This window comes from Streptomyces sp. NTD91 (assembly GCF_059510455.1).
In genome coordinates this window covers 207,062-225,588 of record NZ_JCAJZW010000001.1, presented here as the reverse complement: position 1 = coordinate 225,588, position 18,527 = coordinate 207,062, and the positions used below count along the sequence as shown (strand labels likewise).

Annotated in this window: 15 protein-coding genes; 10 read left to right on the top strand and 5 right to left on the bottom strand. The window is 72.4% G+C overall.

Annotated elements, in window-relative coordinates; all coding sequences use genetic code 11:
- Positions 1-84 precede the first annotated feature (84 nt).
- The gene (locus AC5WRT_RS00985) at positions 85-1,710 is read right to left on the bottom strand and encodes an IclR family transcriptional regulator domain-containing protein (protein WP_496099837.1); all 1,626 of its coding nucleotides are present in this window, start codon (positions 1,708-1,710) and stop codon (positions 85-87) included.
- Between the two features lie 127 nt (positions 1,711-1,837).
- On the bottom strand, positions 1,838-3,070 hold the full coding sequence (locus AC5WRT_RS00980) for a M6 family metalloprotease domain-containing protein (protein WP_496091668.1): 1,233 nt from the start codon (positions 3,068-3,070) through the stop codon (positions 1,838-1,840).
- A gap of 479 nt (positions 3,071-3,549) precedes the next feature.
- Here AC5WRT_RS00980 and AC5WRT_RS00975 point away from each other — a divergent pair, with 479 nt between their 5' ends.
- Together AC5WRT_RS00975 and AC5WRT_RS00970 are read left to right on the top strand one after the other, a co-directional pair.
- Positions 3,550-4,197: a TetR/AcrR family transcriptional regulator gene (locus tag AC5WRT_RS00975; protein WP_496091667.1), complete on the top strand. Its 648-nt coding sequence runs from the start codon at positions 3,550-3,552 to the stop codon at positions 4,195-4,197.
- A gap of 233 nt (positions 4,198-4,430) precedes the next feature.
- Positions 4,431-5,975 carry an MFS transporter gene (locus tag AC5WRT_RS00970; RefSeq protein WP_496091666.1) on the top strand — a complete coding sequence of 515 codons (1,545 nt, stop codon included), beginning with the start codon at positions 4,431-4,433 and terminating at the stop codon, positions 5,973-5,975.
- A gap of 214 nt (positions 5,976-6,189) precedes the next feature.
- On the opposite strand, the gene AC5WRT_RS00965 is transcribed toward AC5WRT_RS00970, so the two are convergent.
- Positions 6,190-6,699: a MarR family winged helix-turn-helix transcriptional regulator gene (locus tag AC5WRT_RS00965; protein ID WP_496091665.1), complete on the bottom strand. Its 510-nt coding sequence runs from the start codon at positions 6,697-6,699 to the stop codon at positions 6,190-6,192.
- A 99-nt stretch (positions 6,700-6,798) separates the two neighbouring features.
- Between AC5WRT_RS00965 and AC5WRT_RS00960 the strand changes: the two genes are divergently transcribed.
- Complete coding sequence (locus AC5WRT_RS00960; RefSeq protein WP_496091664.1) at positions 6,799-7,587, top strand: dioxygenase family protein; 789 nt, start codon at positions 6,799-6,801, stop codon at positions 7,585-7,587.
- A 46-nt stretch (positions 7,588-7,633) separates the two neighbouring features.
- Here the strand turns inward: AC5WRT_RS00960 and AC5WRT_RS00955 are convergent, their stop codons facing one another.
- Positions 7,634-8,152, bottom strand: coding sequence for a GNAT family N-acetyltransferase (locus AC5WRT_RS00955; protein WP_496091663.1), 519 nt, complete (start codon positions 8,150-8,152; stop codon positions 7,634-7,636).
- Between the two features lie 192 nt (positions 8,153-8,344).
- Between AC5WRT_RS00955 and AC5WRT_RS00950 the strand changes: the two genes are divergently transcribed.
- Both AC5WRT_RS00950 and AC5WRT_RS00945 read left to right on the top strand, forming a co-directional pair.
- Positions 8,345-9,343 carry a sigma-70 family RNA polymerase sigma factor gene (locus AC5WRT_RS00950; protein WP_496091662.1) on the top strand — a complete coding sequence of 333 codons (999 nt, stop codon included), beginning with the start codon at positions 8,345-8,347 and terminating at the stop codon, positions 9,341-9,343.
- Positions 9,344-10,195: 852 nt separating this feature from the next.
- Positions 10,196-10,933 carry a TetR/AcrR family transcriptional regulator gene (locus tag AC5WRT_RS00945; protein WP_496099836.1) on the top strand — a complete coding sequence of 246 codons (738 nt, stop codon included), beginning with the start codon at positions 10,196-10,198 and terminating at the stop codon, positions 10,931-10,933.
- A gap of 336 nt (positions 10,934-11,269) precedes the next feature.
- Here the strand turns inward: AC5WRT_RS00945 and AC5WRT_RS00940 are convergent, their stop codons facing one another.
- Positions 11,270-12,259, bottom strand: coding sequence for a helix-turn-helix transcriptional regulator (locus AC5WRT_RS00940; protein ID WP_496091661.1), 990 nt, complete (start codon positions 12,257-12,259; stop codon positions 11,270-11,272).
- 62 nt (positions 12,260-12,321) lie between these two features.
- Between AC5WRT_RS00940 and AC5WRT_RS00935 the strand changes: the two genes are divergently transcribed.
- The 5 genes from AC5WRT_RS00935 to AC5WRT_RS00915 all read left to right on the top strand — a co-directional run bounded on the left by AC5WRT_RS00935 (position 12,322) and on the right by AC5WRT_RS00915 (position 18,446).
- Complete coding sequence (locus AC5WRT_RS00935) at positions 12,322-13,830, top strand: MFS transporter (protein WP_496091660.1); 1,509 nt, start codon at positions 12,322-12,324, stop codon at positions 13,828-13,830.
- A 205-nt stretch (positions 13,831-14,035) separates the two neighbouring features.
- Positions 14,036-14,797 carry a DeoR/GlpR family DNA-binding transcription regulator gene (locus AC5WRT_RS00930; protein ID WP_496091659.1) on the top strand — a complete coding sequence of 254 codons (762 nt, stop codon included), beginning with the start codon at positions 14,036-14,038 and terminating at the stop codon, positions 14,795-14,797.
- Entirely contained in the window at positions 14,794-15,741 is a 948-nt protein-coding gene (gene pfkB, locus AC5WRT_RS00925) for a 1-phosphofructokinase (protein WP_496091658.1), read from the top strand. Before AC5WRT_RS00930 ends, pfkB begins: the two co-directional genes overlap by 4 nt.
- A 166-nt stretch (positions 15,742-15,907) precedes the next feature.
- Positions 15,908-18,079 (top strand): PTS fructose transporter subunit IIABC, encoded by a 2,172-nt coding sequence (locus AC5WRT_RS00920; protein WP_496099835.1) that lies wholly within the window; start codon positions 15,908-15,910, stop codon positions 18,077-18,079.
- 115 nt (positions 18,080-18,194) lie between these two features.
- Positions 18,195-18,446 carry a hypothetical protein gene (locus AC5WRT_RS00915; RefSeq protein ID WP_496091656.1) on the top strand — a complete coding sequence of 84 codons (252 nt, stop codon included), beginning with the start codon at positions 18,195-18,197 and terminating at the stop codon, positions 18,444-18,446.
- The last annotated feature ends 81 nt before the right edge of the window (positions 18,447-18,527 follow it).

The following is an 18,527-nucleotide window of genomic DNA, read 5'->3' as shown; positions in this document are numbered from 1 at the left end:
TTTCCGCAACTCGTAGATGACTCGTCCCTTGGTGGCATGTGTGTAGTGGGTGGGCGTCTCGGTACGGCAGGGTGCGGGGACGGGTCAGGAGGTGGGGACGGGGGTGAAGCGGGCGGCCGTGTGGAGGTCGGACTCGATGTGGGCGGCGGTCGCGCGCAGGGCGGGGAGGACGTCGTGGACGCAGTCGTCGAGTGTGCGGCGGGCCGCGTGGGTGGCGACGTTCAGCGCGGCGACCGCGCGGCCGGTCCGGTCCCGTACCGGTACGGCGATGGAGCGCAGGCCCGACTCCAGTTCCTCGTCGACCAGGGCGTACCCCTGGGTGCGGATCTCGGCGAGGGCCGGGGGAAGGGGAGCGCCGGTGTCGGCCAGGAGGACTCGGCCGAGGGAGGTCTGCGCGGCGGGCAGGCGCGCGCCCACCGTGATGTGCACGGTCAGGACGCGGCTCGTGCCCGCCCCGGCCGTGTACTGGATCTCCGCGCCGTCGGGGGTGAGGACCGCCAGTGCCGTCGGCTCGTGCAGCCGGGTCGCCAGCGCGCGGAGGTGGGGCTCGGCGAGGCGCGGCAGGGTGGTGCGGGACAGCGGCGGGAAGCCGAGGTCCAGGACACGCGGGGTCAGGGCGAAGGTGCGGTCGGGGCGACCCCGTACCAGGCCGAGGTGCTCGAGGGTGAGCAGGGCGCGGCGAGCCGTCGCCCGGGCCAGGCCGGTCGCCTGTGCCACCTCGCTCAGGGACAGCGCCGGGCGGCCCTCGCCGAACGCGGTCGGCACGGTCAGTCCCCGGGCCAGGGATTCCACGAAGTCCCGGCCCAGCTGGTGCTTGGACGCCGTCGTCCAGGCCGCCAGGCCCGACGGCGGCGGGCCTGGCCGCGGTGGTGGCGCGGTGCGCAGCTCGGTCTCCATCGCCGTGACCGCCGTACGAAGGCGGGGCAGCAGGCTCGTGCGCAGGTCGGCCGCGGAGTGCCGACTGGTGTGGCTGACCACACTCGCGACGCAGGCCAGGCGGCCGGTGCGCGGATCCCGTACCGGCACGGACACGGCGACCAGGCCGGGTTCGATCAGCTGGTCGTCCACCGCCCAGCCGTCCCGGTGCGCCCGTTCCACCCGCCGCGCGAAGGCGGGTGAGTCGACCGCCGGTCCCTCGGCCGTCGGCCGGCGGGGCGGGACGGCGGGAAAGGCCGCGTCCGTGGGATCCGTCGCGCGGCGGGTGTGCCAGCGGGTCCAGTCCGGTTCGGTCCACTCGGTCGCGAACAGTGCGCCCGGCGCGGTGCGTTCGGCCGGGAGCAGGTCGCCGATGCGGAAGCTCACGGACATCGCGCGGCGGCGGGTGGCCTGGTGGATGAAGCGGATGCCGTCGAGGTCGCCGACCGCGAGCGACACCGATTCGTCGAGCTCGTCGGCGAGGGCGTCGGCGTGCGCGCCGAGCAGTTCGGGCAGGCGGAGGGCGGCCAGGTAGGCGTTTCCCAGTTCCATCGCGCGAGGGGCGAGGACGACGTCCCGGCCGTCGAGGCGGACGTAGTCCATGCGGGCCAGGGTCGCGGTGATCCGGTCGACCGTGGAGCGGGCCAGTCCGGTGGCCCGTTCCAGCGCGCTCGGGCTCAGCGTGCCGCCCGCCTCGGTCAGCCGCCGCAGCACCCCGACCCCGCGCAGCAACGGCCCGACCGTTTCCCCCGCCTCGACAGGGGCGTCGGTCTCCACTGCGCTCTTCGCGGGCATGGGCTCTCCGGTACGGCAATCAGGCACGCCTACGGTAAACCCCGCCCGGTGTCGCCCTTGCCGGAAAGCGTCCGGCGGGGTCTGCGGTTCCGGGCGGTAGCGCACCCGCGGGCGCCTTCCCCGCCGCCTACTCCCGGGAAACCCGCACCCGGTAGGCCCCCTCCTCGTCCCGGCTGACCACCTGGACGGTGATCCCGTGGCGGGGGTCCCTGAAGGTCTCGCCCGGGGCGAAGGGGGCGTCGGAGAGTTCGGCCTGGACGTTGGGGCTGTGGGTGCAGCCGCCGCTGTGGGGGTGGCTGTCGTAGACGGTGATCGGGCCGCGGCCGGTGTCGATGCCGCCGTCCACCTTGTAGATCAGCAGGCCCGGCCGGCAGACCAGTTCGTCGTTGCCGCCCTGCTCCCGCACCTCGAGGGCGTACGTGCTCCGGGCGTTGAGCGGGATGAGGATCAGTTTGCCGCCGCCCGGCCGGTACAGCGGTGTCAGCTGGTACTCGACGGTGCCCCGGGCGGCCACGCAGCCCACTTGGGAGCCGTCCAGCCAGCCCAGCTTCCACTTGTGCCAGCCGAGCAGGTCGTTGCCGGCCCCCCAGTCCTCGCTCATGATGTCCCAGTGCCCCACCGCGCCCCCGCCCTCCTGCGTGTACAGGTCGGGAAGGCCGAAGGTGTGGCTGTTCTCGTGCGGCAGCACCCGGTAGCCGGTGCGGGAGTAGGAGCCGGAGCCGTCGTCCTGCCGGGAGTAGACGAAGGACGCGTTGGCGATGGGGACGCCGTCGGCGACCGGGGCCTCGCCGTTGCCCGCGAAGGTGACGGACAGGACCGTGTCCAGCGCGGAGGGGCCGGCGTTCGGGGTGACCAGGACGTTGAGGATGTCGTAGTCGCGGAAGTTCACCATCGGGTCGGCGGTGGTCACGATGTCCTGCACCAGCTGCCGGTAACCGGGTTCGAAGGGTGCGCCGCGCTGTATGCCGTACCCCTTGAAGGGTCTCGGCATCCGCAGCCAGGTGGCGATCGGTGCCTCCGGCCGGTAGTCCAGGCGGCCGTACGACGCGGTGCGGAACCACTCCTGGGTCCGCGGGAAGAACTCGTGGAAGCGGTTCATCGCGCTGCCTCGACCGGGCGCGTCGGAAAAGTCGATCATCAGGGTCAGGGCGCGCAGCGCGCCCGTGGAGCGGGCGTAGCCGTGCGGGGTGGGCATGCCCTCGGTCATCTGCACGTCGACACTGCCGTGGACGGCGCAGGGGACGAGGACGGAGCGGGCCGAGCCGATGGGGCCGGCGGTGGTGGGCGCCGTCAGGTGTCCGGTCCCGGCCGAGGTGCCGACCGCAAGGGTCAGTGCGGTCACCACGGCGAGGGCGGCCACCCGGCGCCGGCGTATGCGACGGCGTGCGCGCCGGCACACTTCGCCCCCTTCACACCCCTCGGCCCCTTCGCTCTTGTCGCGGCCCGCTCCGCCCGTGCAGCGCCCGCCGCGCACATCGCGCGCGAAGCCGCCTCGGAGGGCTCCTGTGGGAAGGGATGTGCGGCGGGGCGGCTGCGGCTGCATGCATGGACCCTTCGCTCCACGGCAGCCGCAGGTCTCCGGCTGCACCCTTGCGCTCACCCTGTGTCGGCGGGATGCGGGGCCGCGCGCTGGAGGAGACCGATCGTGGGAATCCGGACCTGCACCGGGGTGAATCCCGGCGGGACGTGAATGTGTCTCAGGTCACAGGAGTTCTTCTCCGGGGTGGGAAATAACCGGGGACCGTTTCCCCGTTTGGACCTGTGTCCGAGCGAAACGGGGACTGCTTCCCCGGATCCTCAGGGCGCCATGCCATCAGCCCCACACCCGAGGAGTACGCCGTGCCGACCGCGACCACCCCCGCACCGCGCAAGGTGTCCCGGCCCCGTGCCGACGCCGTGCGCAACCGGGAGCGGATCGTCACCGCAGCCCGGGAGATGTTCGTCGAGCACGGCCCGGACGTGCCGCTGGACGAGATCGCCCGCCGGGCCGGTGTCGGCAACGCCACGGTGTACCGCAACTTCCCCGACCGCGACGCCCTCGTCCGCGAGGTCGTCTGCTCCGTGATGGACCGTACGGCCGAGGCGGCCGAGGTGGCCCTCGCGGAGACCGGGGACGCCTTCTCCGCACTGGAGCACTTCGTGCACGCCGCCGCCGACGAGCGGATCAGCGCGCTGTGCCCGATGGTCTCCAGTACCTTCGACCAGCACCACCCGGACCTGGAGGCCGCCCGCGAGCGCTGCGAGAAGCTCGTCGAGGAGGTCATGGGCCGGGCCGTGGCGGCCGGGCAGCTGCGGGCCGACGTCGGGGTCGGCGATCTGCTCATCGCCGTCGCCCAGTTGAGCCGGCCCCCGGCCGGCACGGACTGCCTGCGCGGCGACCGCTTCGTCCACCGCCACCTCCAGCTCTTCCTCGACGGCCTGCGGGCCCCCGCCCGCTCCGCCCTGCCGGGCAGGGCCGTCACCGTCCAGGAGTTGCGCGCGTGCTGACCGATTAGTTCGGCCCCCGACCCGAGTCCACCCCTGTGCCCGGCTGCCGGCCGTCAGTGTCGACGAGCCACCGAGCCGGTGCGCCGCTGCCCGTCCACCGCCGATCGCCGGCCGCTGGTCCGCCGCCGTTCGCCGCTGACCCACGTCCATCGATTCATCCGACCGGTCCGATCTCTCCGTCACGACGTCCCGATCCGACTTTTCCGTCACGAAGTCCCGAAGTGGGTACCTCCATGTCCGAAACAGCCCTCAAGGCTCCCGGCGCCGTCGCACCGAGCGGCGACGCCAACCGCTGGAAGGCGCTCGTCTTCATCGCGCTGGCCCAGCTGATGGTCGTCCTCGACGCCACCATCGTGAACATCGCCCTGCCCTCCGCCCAGACCGACCTCGGCATATCCGACGGCAACCGGCAGTGGGTCGTCACCGCCTACGCCCTCGCCTTCGGTGGTCTGCTGCTCTTCGGCGGACGCATCGCCGACAAGTGGGGCCGCAAGCGCGCCTTCGTCACCGGCCTGGCCGGCTTCGCCCTCGCCTCGGCGCTGGGCGGCGCCGCCACCTCCGGCCCGATGATGTTCGGCGCCCGCGCTCTCCAGGGCGTCTTCGGCGCGCTGCTCGCCCCGGCCGCCCTGTCGCTGCTCGCGGTGATGTTCACCGACGCCAAGGAGCGCGCCAAGGCGTTCGGCATCTACGGCGCGATCGCCGGTGGCGGCGGTGCCGTCGGCCTGATCCTCGGCGGTTTCCTCACCGAGTACCTGAACTGGCGGTGGACCTTCTTCGTCAACGTCCCGTTCGCCGTCGTCGCCGCGGCCGGCGCCTACTTCGTCATCCGTGAGCCCGAGGGCGGCCGCAACCGCTCCCCGCTCGACATCCCCGGCGTGGTCCTGTCCTCCCTCGGCCTGATCGCCCTGGTCTACGGCTTCACCCGCGCCGAGTCCGACGGCTGGGGCGACGGCGTCACCGTCTCGATGTTCGTGGCCTCGGCGGTGCTGCTGACCGCCTTCGCCTTCGTCGAGTCCCGGGTCAAGGCTCCGCTGCTGCCGCTGCGCGTGGTGACCGACCGCAACCGCGGCGGGATCTACCTCTCCCTCGGCCTCGCGATCATCGGCATGTTCGGCCTGTTCCTGTTCCTGACCTACTACCTGCAGGTCGTGAAGGGCTACTCGCCGGTCAAGACCGGCTTCGCGTTCCTGCCGATGGTGGCCGGCATGATCACCGGCTCCACCCAGATCGGCACCCGTCTGATGACCCGGATCCCGGCCCGCTTCCTGATGGGCCCCGGCTTCCTGGTCGCCGCGCTCGGCATGCTGATCCTGACCCAGCTGAAGACCGACTCCTCGTACGGCACCCAGCTGCTGCCCGCGATGGTGCTGCTCGGCCTCGGCATGGGTACGGCCTTCATGCCGGCGATGTCCCTGGCCACGGCGGGCGTCCAGCCCCGGGACGCCGGTGTCGCCTCCGCGATGGTCAACACCTCGCAGCAGGTGGGCGGCGCGATCGGCACCGCCCTGCTGAACACCATCGCCGCCTCGGCGACCACCTCGTACGTCAAGGACCACATCGCCGCGGCCGCCACCAAGCCGCAGCAGCAACTGGTCGGGCTCCAGGGCATGGTGCACGGCTACAGCACCGCGATCTGGTTCGCCGTCGGCATCCTCGGCCTCGCCTCCCTGATCGCCTTCACCTTCGTCAACGCCGGCCGTCCGGGCTCCACCACGGTGGCCTCCGGCCGGGGCGAGGACATCGAGGACCAGGTGCCGGTGCCGGTGGTGGCCCACTGAGCGGCCGTACGGTGAACTGGTGCCGCAACAGGCGACGTTCGCCCCGTCGCGACGCCCGGCACGCTCCCCCACTGCCTCAAGGGCGTGGGAGGTGCCCCCACTCGCCGCACCGGGCACAGACCCAAGTACCTCCAGTACGAGGGCTTGCACCCGGCACGCCGAGAGCGCACACCGGACGCCGCTCCTCGACGGGCAAACGTTGCCTGCCGCGGCACTAGCGGAGCCAGGGCAGGTCCGCACCCGCTTCCTCGGGCTGGAGGCCCTCGGCGACGATCTCCATGATCGCGCCGAGGGCCTTCTGCTGTTCCGGGGTCAGCCGGTCGAACAGCGCCTGGCGTACGGCGGTCACATGGCCGGGCGCGGTGCGCCGCAGCACCTCGGCGCCCTCGTCGGTGAGCACCGCGAACTGGCCGCGCTTGTCGGACGGGCAGTCCTCGCGGCGTACCCAGCCGTTCTTCTCCAGCCGCGCGATCGCGTGCGACAGCCGGGAGCGGGTGATCTTCGCCTGCATCGCCAGCTCGGTCATCCGCAGCCGGCGCCGGGGCGCCTCGGCGAGGCCGACGAGCAGGCCGTAGTAGATGTGCGGCATGCCCGCGTCCCGCTGCAACTGCCGGTCGAGGTGGTCCTCCAGCAGGGTGGTGGCGTGCAGATAGGCGTGCCAGACGCGCTGTTCCTCGTCGGTGAGCCAGCGGTCCTGCGCGGCGGGTTCCGGTGCCGTGTTCATGTGTTCCACTGTACGAGGCGGCTCCTTGAAAATTGAACAAGTCTGGCGTAGTCTCGACGGAAAGCTTGAGAGTTAAAGCAATGGAGCAGGGGAGCCGTCATGACCGACACCGGGGAGCGCATGCCCGCCCTGTACCTCAGCCACGGCGCCCCGCCGCTCGCCGACGACCCCGTCTGGCCCGGTCAGCTCGCCGCCTGGTCCGCGGAGCTGCCCCGGCCGAAGGCGATCCTCATGGTCTCCGCCCACTGGGAGGAGGCTCCCCTCGCGCTGGGCGCGGTGGAGACCGTCCCGCTCGTTCATGACTTCTGGGGCTTCCCGGAGCACTACTACCGCGTCCGCTACGCCGCCCCCGGTGCCCCCGAGCTGGCCGATTCCGTGCGCAAGCTGCTGCGCGCGCCCGGGACCCCCGTGCAGGACCTCCCCGGCCGCGGCCTCGATCACGGTGCCTACGTCCCCCTCGTCGAGATGTTCCCCGACGCCGACGTCCCCGTGCTGCAGATCTCCATGCCCACCCTCGACCCGGTGCGCCTGATGGACATCGGCCGCAGGCTCGCCCCGCTGCGCGACGAGGGCGTGCTGATCGTCGGATCCGGCTTCTTCACCCACAACCTGGCCGCCCTGCGCTATGCGGGGCAGGGCGTGCCCGGCTGGTCCGCCGAGTTCGACGACTGGGGCCGGCGCGCCCTGGAGGCCCGTGACTGGGACGCCCTGCTGGACTTCCTGGACAAGGCCCCGGCCGGCCGTTACGCCCACCCGCGCACCGAGCACTTCGCCCCGCTCTTCGTCACCATGGGCGCGGCGGAGGCGGGCGGCGAGCAGGACGCGCAGAAGTCCGTGATCGACGGGTTCTGGATGGGCCTGGCGAAGCGCTCCGTGCAGTTCGGGTGACCGGGTCCGGGGTGAGCGGTCCGAGTGGGCCATGGAGCCCCGCGGGTCACAGCTCCTTCTCGAACCAGGCCACGTCCCAGTAGCGGCCGAACTTGCGGCCCACCTCGCGGTACGTGCCGACGTGCCGGAAGCCGAAGCGGGCGTGCAGCCGCTCGGAGGCCTCGTTGGGCTGGGCGATCCCGGCGTAGGCGCGGTGCACGTCCTCGCCCGCGAGCGCCTTGAAGAGGGCGTCGTAGAGCAGTGTGCCGACGCCGCGCCGGCCCGCGTCCGGGCCGACGTACACCGAAGTCTCCACGGAAGTGACGTACGCGGGCTTCGTCCGGTAAGGGCTTGATGTGGCGTAGCCCAGAATCTGCTGTGACCGGGCGTCCGTGGCAACCATCAGGCGGTGCGGGCCGTCTTCCGGGTGGGAGAGCAGCCAAGGGCGGCGCTCCTCCGGAGTGAAGATCGCGGTATCGAATGTGATGGCCGTCTCACGTACATAGTGGTTGTAGATCGCCGTGAGGGCGTCGAGATCTTTCTCGATTCCCGGCCTGACCTGCACTTCTGTACGTTGCGTCGGCATCACGCCTCCCCGTGTGGCGGACAGGGTACTGCATGATCAGAAAAATTGGGGGGCGGGTTGGGAATTCTGTCCGGATTCCAGTCGTTGTTTCCCACGGATGCAGGGCACTCGGAGAGAGTCCCAGAGACCCTCCCCTCGGTGCCGAGCGTTCAGCAGGACCACCCGCCAGCCCACCATCGCAAGGGAGCACGCATGGCAACCCGTGCCGTCGCCCGTCGTCAGTCCGCCACCGGCGAGACGGTCGACTCGGCAAGCAGTGTTCGCGCTCATGGCGGCGAGATCGCGGACCGCGACCTGGTCGGCATGTACCTCGACGAGATCGCGCGTACGCCGCTGCTCGACGCCGCAAAGGAGGTCGAGCTGTCCCAGACCATCGAGGCGGGTGTGTTCGCGCAGCAGATCCTCGACGGTGAGGAGGAGTCGGCCTCGGACGCCTCCCGCGAGGAGCTGGAGGCCCTGGTGGCCGCCGGTGAGCGGGCCAAGGATGTCTTCATCCGCTCCAACCTCCGGCTGGTCGTCGCGGTGGCCCGGCGCTACCCGCGCAGCGGTCTGCCCCTGCTCGACCTGATCCAGGAGGGCAACGCCGGCCTGGTGCGCGCGGTCGAGAAGTTCGACTACCGCAAGGGCTTCAAGTTCTCGACGTACGCCACCTGGTGGATCCGTCAGGCCATCACCCGTTCCATCGCCGACCAGTCCCGCACCATCCGGCTCCCCGTCCACCTGGTGGAGGAGCTGGGCCGTATCCGCCGCGTGCAGCGCGAGTTCAACCGTGAGAACGGCCGCGACCCGGAGCCCGCGGAGATCGCCAAGGAGCTGGGCGCGACGCCGGAGCGCGTGATCGACGTGCTCGACTGGGCCCGTGACCCGGTCTCGCTGAACATGTCGGTGGACGACGAGGGCGAGACCCAGTTCGGCGACCTGCTGGAGGACACGTCCGCGGTCAGCCCCGAGCAGTCCGTCCTCACCCTCCTGCGCAGTGAGGAGCTGGACGACCTGATCGGCCGCCTGGACCAGCGCACGGCCTCCATCATCAAGATGCGGTACGGCATCGAGGACGGCCGCGAGCGCACCCTGACCGAGGTCGGCAAGGAGCACGGCCTCACCCGCGAACGCATCCGCCAGATCGAGAAGCACGCCCTCCTCGAGCTGAAGAAGCTGGCCCGCCAGACCGGCTTCGACGCGGCGGCGTAGCGCGGGAGAGCCGGGCCCTTCCCGGCGCGGGTGAGGTGTGAGGGGTTCGGCGCGCTCGGGGGCGCGGCCCCAGGGCGCAGGGCGTCAGGGGGCGCGACGCCTGGGGCCTCCGGGTCCCCGTGGTGCGACGGCGCCCAGGGGCACGTGATGCCGCCGGGTGTACGGCGTCCGGGGCGGGTGTTGCCCGTGAGCGTAGGGTGTCCGGGGCGGGTGTTGCCCGTGAGCGTAGGGTGTCCGGGGGAGGCGCACGCCGGTGGCGGAAGACGGCGCAAAGTGGCGCAGTCCCGTCGCTTCAAGTGCCGGGCCCGCGGGAACAACCCTTCCGGGCCCCACGCAGCAGCCAGGCCCGGGAACCGCACTCCCCACGCACCGCACCGACTGGGCCGACCCCACGCGCCCACACCGCACCACCCAGGTCACAGAGCCAGGTCCCGCCGCACATCCCCCCCGGCGCCGGGACCTTCCCTGCCGGGTCTCGGCACCTATCCCCCCCGGGTGCCGAGGCCCGGCTTCATCGTGGACCCGCCGCCGGGCCGTTTCGGCGCGGCTGAACCACCGACTGCCGTTCGCCGCCTGACACTTGGGCCTCACTGATCGCGCGCCGCGGGCTGTCGGTCGACCGCGTGGTGCACCCCGGGACGTTCACATCAGGCCAGCGCCCGCGACAGCGGCACCGCGGTGGCCGGTCACCGTGGTCATCGGCTCGCAGCGGTGGGCCCCCCTTCGCGGAGGCCCGGTTCCGCGCGGGCGGTACAGGTGCGGCGCGTCGTGGAACGACGGCCCACCCCGTACCTGAACCCCGGGGTGGACCGTCGGATGGCAGAGTCTGCCACATGGGCATAGCCTGACGGGATGAGCACCACCCCCGGCCCCACCTCCGGCACCTTTGATCAGCCGCATTCCGTCCCCGCACCGGTCTCGCTGACCGAACGCCGGAAGGCCGAGACCCGGATGGAGATCGCTCGGGCGGCGGCCGCCCTGTTCGTCCGCCAGGGCCTGCGGGCGACCCGCGCCGAGGACATCGCGCAGGCCGCGGGCATCGCACCGCGCACGTTCTACCGCTACTTCGCCACCAAGGAGGAAGCGGTCGCCCCTCTCTACGCGGCAGGCGCCCAGCGCTGGGCGGAAGCGGTCCGCTCCGCCCCGGCCCGTCTCGGCGTTCCCGAGGCCCTGGAACACGCCGCCCGGCACACCTTCAGCGCGGGTGCCGTCTCGGCGGCGTCCTGGGAATGGGTCCGCACCCTGATCCGCCTCGCCGACGCCAGCCCCGCCCTGCGCAAGGTGTGGGCCGAGGTGTGCCAGGCATCGGAGCGCACGCTGGCCGAGATCCTCGCGATCCGGCTCGCGTCGAGCAGGGAGCACGGGGGGCACGGAGGTCGTGACAGTGATGTCCCGGCGCCTGCGCCTCCCGCACCGTCCACCCCTGACCTCCGCTTCGCCGCGGCCGTCGCCGGTGCCGCCGTCCGCGTGGCCGTGGAGTCCTGGGCCGCCACCTCCTCCCCGCCCACCGGGCCGGACGGCCCCGCGGCTCTGGCGCTGCGCAACCTCGCCTCTCTGCGGAACTTCCGCTGGGACGGCGAGCAGGACTAGTGCCGCAACAGGCAACGTTCGCCCCGTCGCGACGCCCGGCATGCTCCCCCACTGCCTCAAGGGCGTGGGAGGTGCCCCCACTCGCCGCACCGGGCACAAACCCAAGTACCTCCAGTACGAGGGCTTGCACCCGGCACGCCGAGAGCACGCACCGGACGCCGCTCCTTGACGGGCAAACGTTGCCTGCCGCGGCACTAGAGAGCCTGGCTGACAATTCCCGTCTGCCGCGCGACGCCGTGCACGCACTCTCGCCGGCACCCCGAGAGCACGCACCTGACGCCGCGCGGCCGCCCTTCGGGCAACGACGCGAATGGTCGGAAGACCCTGGCTGAGCCGTCACCCGACAGTCGCCTGCCCGGCCTCGCCCGCCCCCGCCCGGCTCAGCCGCCCACCCAATTCCCCTGCACACGCCACCAGTTCATCCGGCCCCCGGACCGCGAACTCGTACCCCGCCATCGCCAGCCGTACCGCCAGCCACTCCATGGGACCGTCGAAGGCGCCCCGCAGCACGCAACCTCCCTCCCCGTCGTCCTCCGGTGCTCCGAGCCATGCCGGCACCCGCGCGGAGACCTGCTCCGCCGAGGCGGCGAACCGCACCGCGAACTCGTAGGTCTCCTGCCGCCCCCGGATGGAGCGCCGCAGATACTCCGCGGCGCTCCCGGTCGGCAACTCCCGTGGTGCGAACCGGACTCCGGTCGCGAACGGCTCGCTCACCCGGTCCACCCGGAAGGTCCGCCAGTCGGCGCGGTCGAGGTCGTAGGCGACGAGGTACCACCGCCGTCCGGTCGACACCAGCCGGTGCGGCTCGGTCAGCCGCCGCGACGCACCGCCGTCCTTGTCGCGGTAGGCGAACCGCAACCGCTCGTGCCCCGCCACCGTCGAGGCCATCACGGTCAGCGTCTCCGGGGCGATGCTCGGCCCGTCGCCGCTGGTCAGCGCCGTGGTCGCCGTCTGTAGCGTGGACACCCGGCGGCGCAGCCGGGAGGGCAGCACCTGCTCCAGCTTGGCCAGTGCCCGCACCGAGGCCTCGTCCACCCCCTCCACGGCATGCCCGGCGCCGGCCCGCAGCCCCACCGCGATCGCCACCGCCTCCTCGTCGTCCAGCACCAGCGGCGGCAGCGCCTTGCCCGCGACCAGCCGGTACCCGCCGTCGGAGCCCTTCGTGGCCTGCACCGGATAGCCCAGCTCACGCAGCCGGTCGATGTCCCGCCGCACGGTCCGCCGCGACACCCGGAGCCGCTCGGCCAGCTCGCCGCCGGGCCACTCACGGGGTGTCTGGAGGAGGGAGAGAAGCTGCAGCAGCCGTGCCGGTGCGTCCGTCGTCATGTCGTCGAGGATGCCGCACCTCTAGGACGTGTTCTGTCCTAAGGCCGCCCTAGCCTCAGGGCATGACCTCCACGGAACAGACCCTCAGTGCTCACCAGGACCCCGGTGACCGCCGCCGCTGGTTCGCCCTGGCGATCGTCATGGCCGCCGCGTTCATGGACCTCGTCGACGTCACGATCGTCAACATCGCCATCCCCTCCATCGAGCGGACCGCCCACGCCTCGGTCAGCCAGATCCAGTGGACAACCGCCGGCTACGCCCTGGCCTTCGCCGCGGGTCTCATCACCGGTGGCCGTCTCGGCGACATCCACGGCCGCAAACGGCTGTTCCTGCTCGGTGTCGGCGGCTTCACCCTCGCCTCCGCCCTGTGCGGCTTCGCCGCGAACCCGGAGATGCTGGTCGCCTCCCGCATCCTGCAGGGCGGCATGGCGGCGATGATGGTGCCGCAGGTGCTGTCGATCGTGCACGCCACCTTCCCGGCGCACGAACGCGGCAAGGTCTTCGGTCTGTTCGGCGCGATCGTCGGCCTCGGCGCGGTCTCCGGGCCGCTGCTCGGCGCCCTGCTGACGGAGTGGAACCTGTTCGGCCTCCAGTGGCGGCCCGTCTTCCTCATCAACCTCCCCGTGGGTGTCCTGGCCTGGCTGCTCGGACGCCGTTTCATCACCGAATCGAAGGCCCCCAGGGCGTTGAAGCTGGACCTGGTCGGTGTCGCCCTGGTCTCACTGGGCCTGCTGATGCTGCTGTACCCCCTCACCCGCGGGCGGGAGCTGGGCTGGCCGTTGTGGGGCCACCTCTGCATGGCCGGAGCGCTCGTGGTCTTCGCCGTCCTGGTGTCGTACGAGAAACGGAAGGCAGCCAAGGACGGTTCCCCGCTCGTCGAGTTGTCCCTCTTCCGGGTGAAGAGCTTCGCCGCGGGCATCGCCGTACAGACCGTCTTCGGTGTCGCGCTCGGCATCTTCTTCCTGGTCTGGACGCTGTACATGCAGATCGGTCTGGGCTGGAGCCCGCTGCGGGCCGGGCTGACCGGTGTGCCGTTCTCGCTTGCGGTGTCCACGGCGGCCGGGTTGTCGGTGCAGAAGCTGGTCCCGAGGTTCGGGCGGAAGGTGCTTCAGGCAGGCGCGCTGATCATGGCCGTGGGCGTCCTGCTCTATCTGTGGGAGGCGCACCGGTACGGCCTCGCCGTCGCGTCCTGGCAGATGGCCCTGCCGCTGGTCGTCATGGGTGCGGGGATGGGGCTGATCGTCGCCCCGCTGACGGACGCGGTGCTCTCGGAGGTGCCGCGCGAGCACGCGGGCTCCGCGTCCGGGCTGATCAACACGGTGCAGCAGATGGGCAACGCGCTCGGCCTGGGTCTGGTGTCGGTGGTGTTCTTCGGTGAGATCGGCGACCGGCTCGCCCCGGCCCAGGTCGGCCCGGCCTTCGTGCACGCCTTCCAGCTCGCGCTGTGGTGGGTCGCCGGCATCATGGCCGCGATCTTCCTGCTGATGTCCGCCCTGCCGAAGCGGCCGGCGCAGCAGATGGAGGGAGCGGGGGCTCGGACGCCGGCGAGGGAGCCGGAGCCGGTGCACTGAAAACCGCGCCCCGTCAGGGCCCGGCATCCGCGGCCGCGGATGCCGGGCCCTTCGCACACCCCTCTGCCTGGACGGACGCCCGATCGTGCCCGATTCAGGCCCGAACCTGTTTACTTTCCGGAAATCCAGGCGTAGCCTCTCGACTGAAACCACACGTTCGGGCATCGGTCAGGAATGAACGGACTTCGAGTCGGAGGCCAGCGAGATGTACGCACCGGAACGGCAGCAGGAGATCCTCCGGCTCGCGCGTGACGGCGGCCGGGTGGACGTCCTGTCGCTCGCCGAGGAGTTCCAGGTCACCGCGGAGACGATCCGTCGCGATCTGAAGGCCCTCGACCGCGCCGGCCTCGTCCGCCGGGTGCACGGCGGTGCCATCCCGGTCGGCCGTCTCGACTTCGAACCGGACCTCGCCGAGCGCGAGTCCACCGCGGCCGACGAGAAGGACCGCATCGCCAAGGCGGCCCTCGCCGAACTGCCGGCCGAGGGCACGGTGATCCTCGACGCCGGTACGACGGTCGCCCGGGTCGCCGCCGCGATCCCGCTGGAGGCCTCCCTGACCGTCGTGACGCACAGCCTGCCGATCGCCGCCCGCCTCGCCGACCATCCGGGCATCCAGCTCCACCTGGTCGGAGGGCGCGTACGGCACCGTACGCGCGCCGCCGTGGACGCATGGGCGCTGCGCGCGTACGGCGAGATCCGTGCCGATGTGCTGTTCGTGGCCGCGAACGGCTTCTCCGCCGAGCACGGGCTGACCACCCCCGACCTCGCCGAGGCCGCGGTCAAGCGGGCCGCGCTCGCCGCCGCCCGCCGCGTGGTCCTGCTGGCCGACTCCTCCAAGCACGGCCAGGAGCACTTCGCCCGGTTCGGCGACCTGGGCGACGTGGACCTGCTGATCACCGACCACGGACTGAGCCCCGAAGACACCGCCGTCATCGAGCGCGGCGGCACGGAAGTAGTGCGCGCATGATCCTCACCGTCACCCCCAACCCCTCCCTCGACCGCACCTACGAGGTCCAGACACTCAGCCGCGGCGAGGTCATCCGTGCCGAGACCGAGCGCATGGACCCGGGCGGCAAGGGGGTGAACGTCTCGCGCGCCGTCGCGGCCGCGGGCCGGCGCACGGTCGCCGTTCTGCCCCTCGGTGGTGCACCCGGAGCGCTCGTCGCCGACCTGCTCGACGCGCAGGGCATCGAGGTCGCGCCGGTCCCGGTCACCGGAGACACCCGCTCCAACATCGCGCTCGCGGAGTCCGACGGAGTCCTCACCAAGATCAACGCGCCGGGCCCGGAACTGTCGGCGGCCGAGCAGTCCCTGCTCCTGGCCACCATCCGTGAGCACTCGAGCGACGCCGACTGGATCGCGTGCTGCGGCAGCCTGCCGCGTGGGCTCGCGCCCTCCTGGTACGCCGACGTCGTCACAGAGGCGCACGCCGGGGGCGCGCGCATCGCGCTGGACACCTCGGGACGCGCGCTGACGGAGGCGCTGCGCGCTCGGCCCGATGTGGTGAAACCCAACGCCGAGGAGCTCGCGGAAGCCGTCGGGCGCCCCCTGGTGACCGTGGGCGACGCGTTGAAGGCGGCCGAGGAGGTGCGCGCCATGGGCGCGCGCGCCGTGCTCGCGAGCCTGGGCGCCGACGGGCAGCTCCTCGTCGAGGACGAGGGAGCCTGGTTCGCCACCGCGCGCGTGGACGCCGTCCGCAGCAACGTCGGTGCCGGCGACTCCTCCCTCGCCGGCTTCCTGGTCGCCGGCGGCAGTGGCCCCATGGCCCTCGCCTCCGCCGTCGCCCACGGCGCCGCCGCCGTCCGGCTGCCCGGCAGCGTGATGCCGACCCCCGCCGACCTGGACCCGTCGGCGGTGACCGTCACGGCCGAGATCCCCCTCGACCGCGAGCTGACGGAGCCGGTGCCGTGAACGCCCCGGCCCGACGCCGTACGACCGCTCCCCACCGGCCGTGGCGGGGCTCCCCGCCGCTGACCACGGCCACCGCACCGCCCCCCACCGTCTCCCCCCACCGCACCCCCGTCCCCACCTCCGCCCACCCCTCTCCCCGGGCGATACGCGTGCAGAGGAGCCCGCGATGAGCGACATGATCACGGCGGACCTGGTCGACCTCGACCTGTCCGCCGGTACCAAGGAAGCGGCGGCGCGCGCCCTCGCCGAGCGCATGGTGGCCCAGGGCCGGGTGACCGAGCTGGAGGGCTTCCTCGCCGACGTGGCGGCCCGCGAGGCGCAGATGCCGACCGGCCTCGACGGTGGCATCGGCATCCCGCACTGCCGCAGCGTCCACGCCACCGAGCCGACCCTCGCCTTCGGCCGCAGTACCGCCGGCATCGACTTCGGCGCCCCGGACGGCCCGGCCGACCTGATCTTCCTGATCGCGGCACCGGCGGGCGCCGACGACGCCCACCTGACGATCCTCTCCTCGCTGGCCCGCCAGCTGATGAACACCGAGTTCACCTCGGCGCTGCGCGCGGTCACCGACGCGGGGACCGCTGCGGCGCTGATCCGTGGGGACGAGACGCCGAGCACGGCGCAGGCGGCGGCTTCGCCCGCGCAGGGCGCGGGCGCCGGCGCGGGCGACGTGAAGAGCGCCGGGAGCGCGGGCGCCGCGGCTGCCGGGAGCGCCTCCGAAGACACCGCTGCGGCGTCGGTGGCGGCCTCCGCCGGCGCCGCGGCGGGCACCACCGCGCCTGCGCCGGGCGCATCCGCCCCGGCGCAGGCGACCCCGGGTGCCGGCTCCGTCGGGCGCCCCTTCCGTATCGTCGCCGTCACCTCCTGCCCGACCGGCATCGCGCACACCTACATGGCGGCCGAGTCCCTGGAGAACGCGGGCCGTGAGGCGGGTGTCGACCTCGTCGTCGAGACTCAGGGCTCGGCCGGCTTCACCCGGCTGGACCCGGCGGTGATCGCGGCGGCGGACGCCGTGATCTTCGCGCACGACGTCCCGGTCCGCGACAAGGACCGCTTCGCCGGCAAGCCGACCGTCGACGTGGGCGTGAAGGCGGGCATCAACCGCCCCGCCCAACTCATCGCCGAGGTGCGCGAGAAGGCGGCGCGCGGCGAGACGAGCGCGCCGGCGACCGCGTCGGGCGGCACGCCGGTCGAGCGCGCCGGCGACTCCACCGAGGGATACGGCACCAAGCTCCGCAAGTGGCTGATGAGCGGCGTGAGCTACATGGTTCCGTTCGTCGCCGCAGGCGGCCTGCTCATCGCCCTGGGCTTCGCGATCGGCGGCTACAAGATCAACAAGGCGCCGTCGGTGATGGACCACTTCGTGTGGACCCAGGCCGACAGCTGGGGCGCCCTGCTCTTCCAGATCGGCGCTGTCGCCTTCGGCTTCCTCGTCCCGGTCCTGGCCGGCTACATCGCCTACGGCATGGCCGACCGGCCGGGCCTCGTCCCCGGCTTCGTAGGCGGCGCGATCTCACTGACCATCAACGCGGGCTTCCTCGGTGGCCTGGCGGCCGGTCTGATCGCCGGTGGCGTGGTGATGGCCATCCAGAAGGTCGCCATCCCGCCGGCCCTGCGCGGCATCATGCCGGTGGTGGTGATCCCACTGATCTCCTCGGCGATCGTCGGCTTCCTGATGTTCGTGGTCGTCGGCAAACCCATCGCCACCGCTCAGCGGAGCCTCACCGACTGGCTGAACGGCCTCACCGGCACCAACGCGATCCTGCTCGGCGCCCTGCTCGGCCTGATGATGTGCTTCGACCTCGGCGGTCCGGTCAACAAGGTCGCCTACACCTTCGCCACCGCCGGCATCGCGGTCTCCAACCCCAGCGACTCCGCGATGAAGATCATGGCCGCGGTGATGGCGGCCGGCATGGTCCCGCCGCTGGCGATGGCGCTGGCCACCACCGTGCGCGGCAGGCTCTTCACCCGGGCCGAGCGCGAGAACGGCAAGGCCGCCTGGGTCCTGGGCGCCTCGTTCATCTCCGAGGGCGCGATCCCCTTCGCGGCGGGCGACCCGCTGCGCGTGATCCCGTCGTCGATGGTCGGCGGCGCGCTCACCGGCGCCCTGTCGATGGCCTTCGGCGCCACCCTGCGCGCCCCGCACGGCGGCATCTTCGTGGTCCCGCTGATCGGCAACCCGTTCCTGTACCTCATCGCGATCGCGGCCGGCGTATGCGCCACCACGGCCCTGGTCGTGCTCCTCAAGGGCATGCGCAAGCAGACGCCGGAGCCCACGGCCACCGACCCCGCCGCGAACACCACGGCGAAGGAGACCAGGCAACCGGTCGCGGCCTGACCCCCGCCCCCTGCGACACCTTGTCCCTTTAGTTCGCTGTGAGTTGTTCACGGCACCTGCGAGATACGTCACGGTCCGGGACCAAAGTCCCGGACCGTGGTGTGTACTGGGACGCATGCCTGAGCACGTCCCGACTCTCCAGCTGATCGGCGTGACCGTCCTCGCTGTGGCGGCCGTCGCGTGGGCCGTCGTCCTGATCCGCCTGCTGCGCATGGGCCCCCCGACCCCGCCCCGGCGCGCCACCGCGCGCTCCCTCCCCGCCCTGCCGCGGCAGAGAGACACCGGTCCGGAGCTGGAGTCCGTCGAGCTGACGCCCGCGGAACAGGACGCCTTCGCGGGCCTGGCCCGCCAACTCACGGGCGGCTGACGGCGCGACGACGCCGAAGCCCTCAAGCGCCCGCGAGCCGGGCGCACGCCGCCGTACGCGCAAGGGGTTGTCGTCACATTC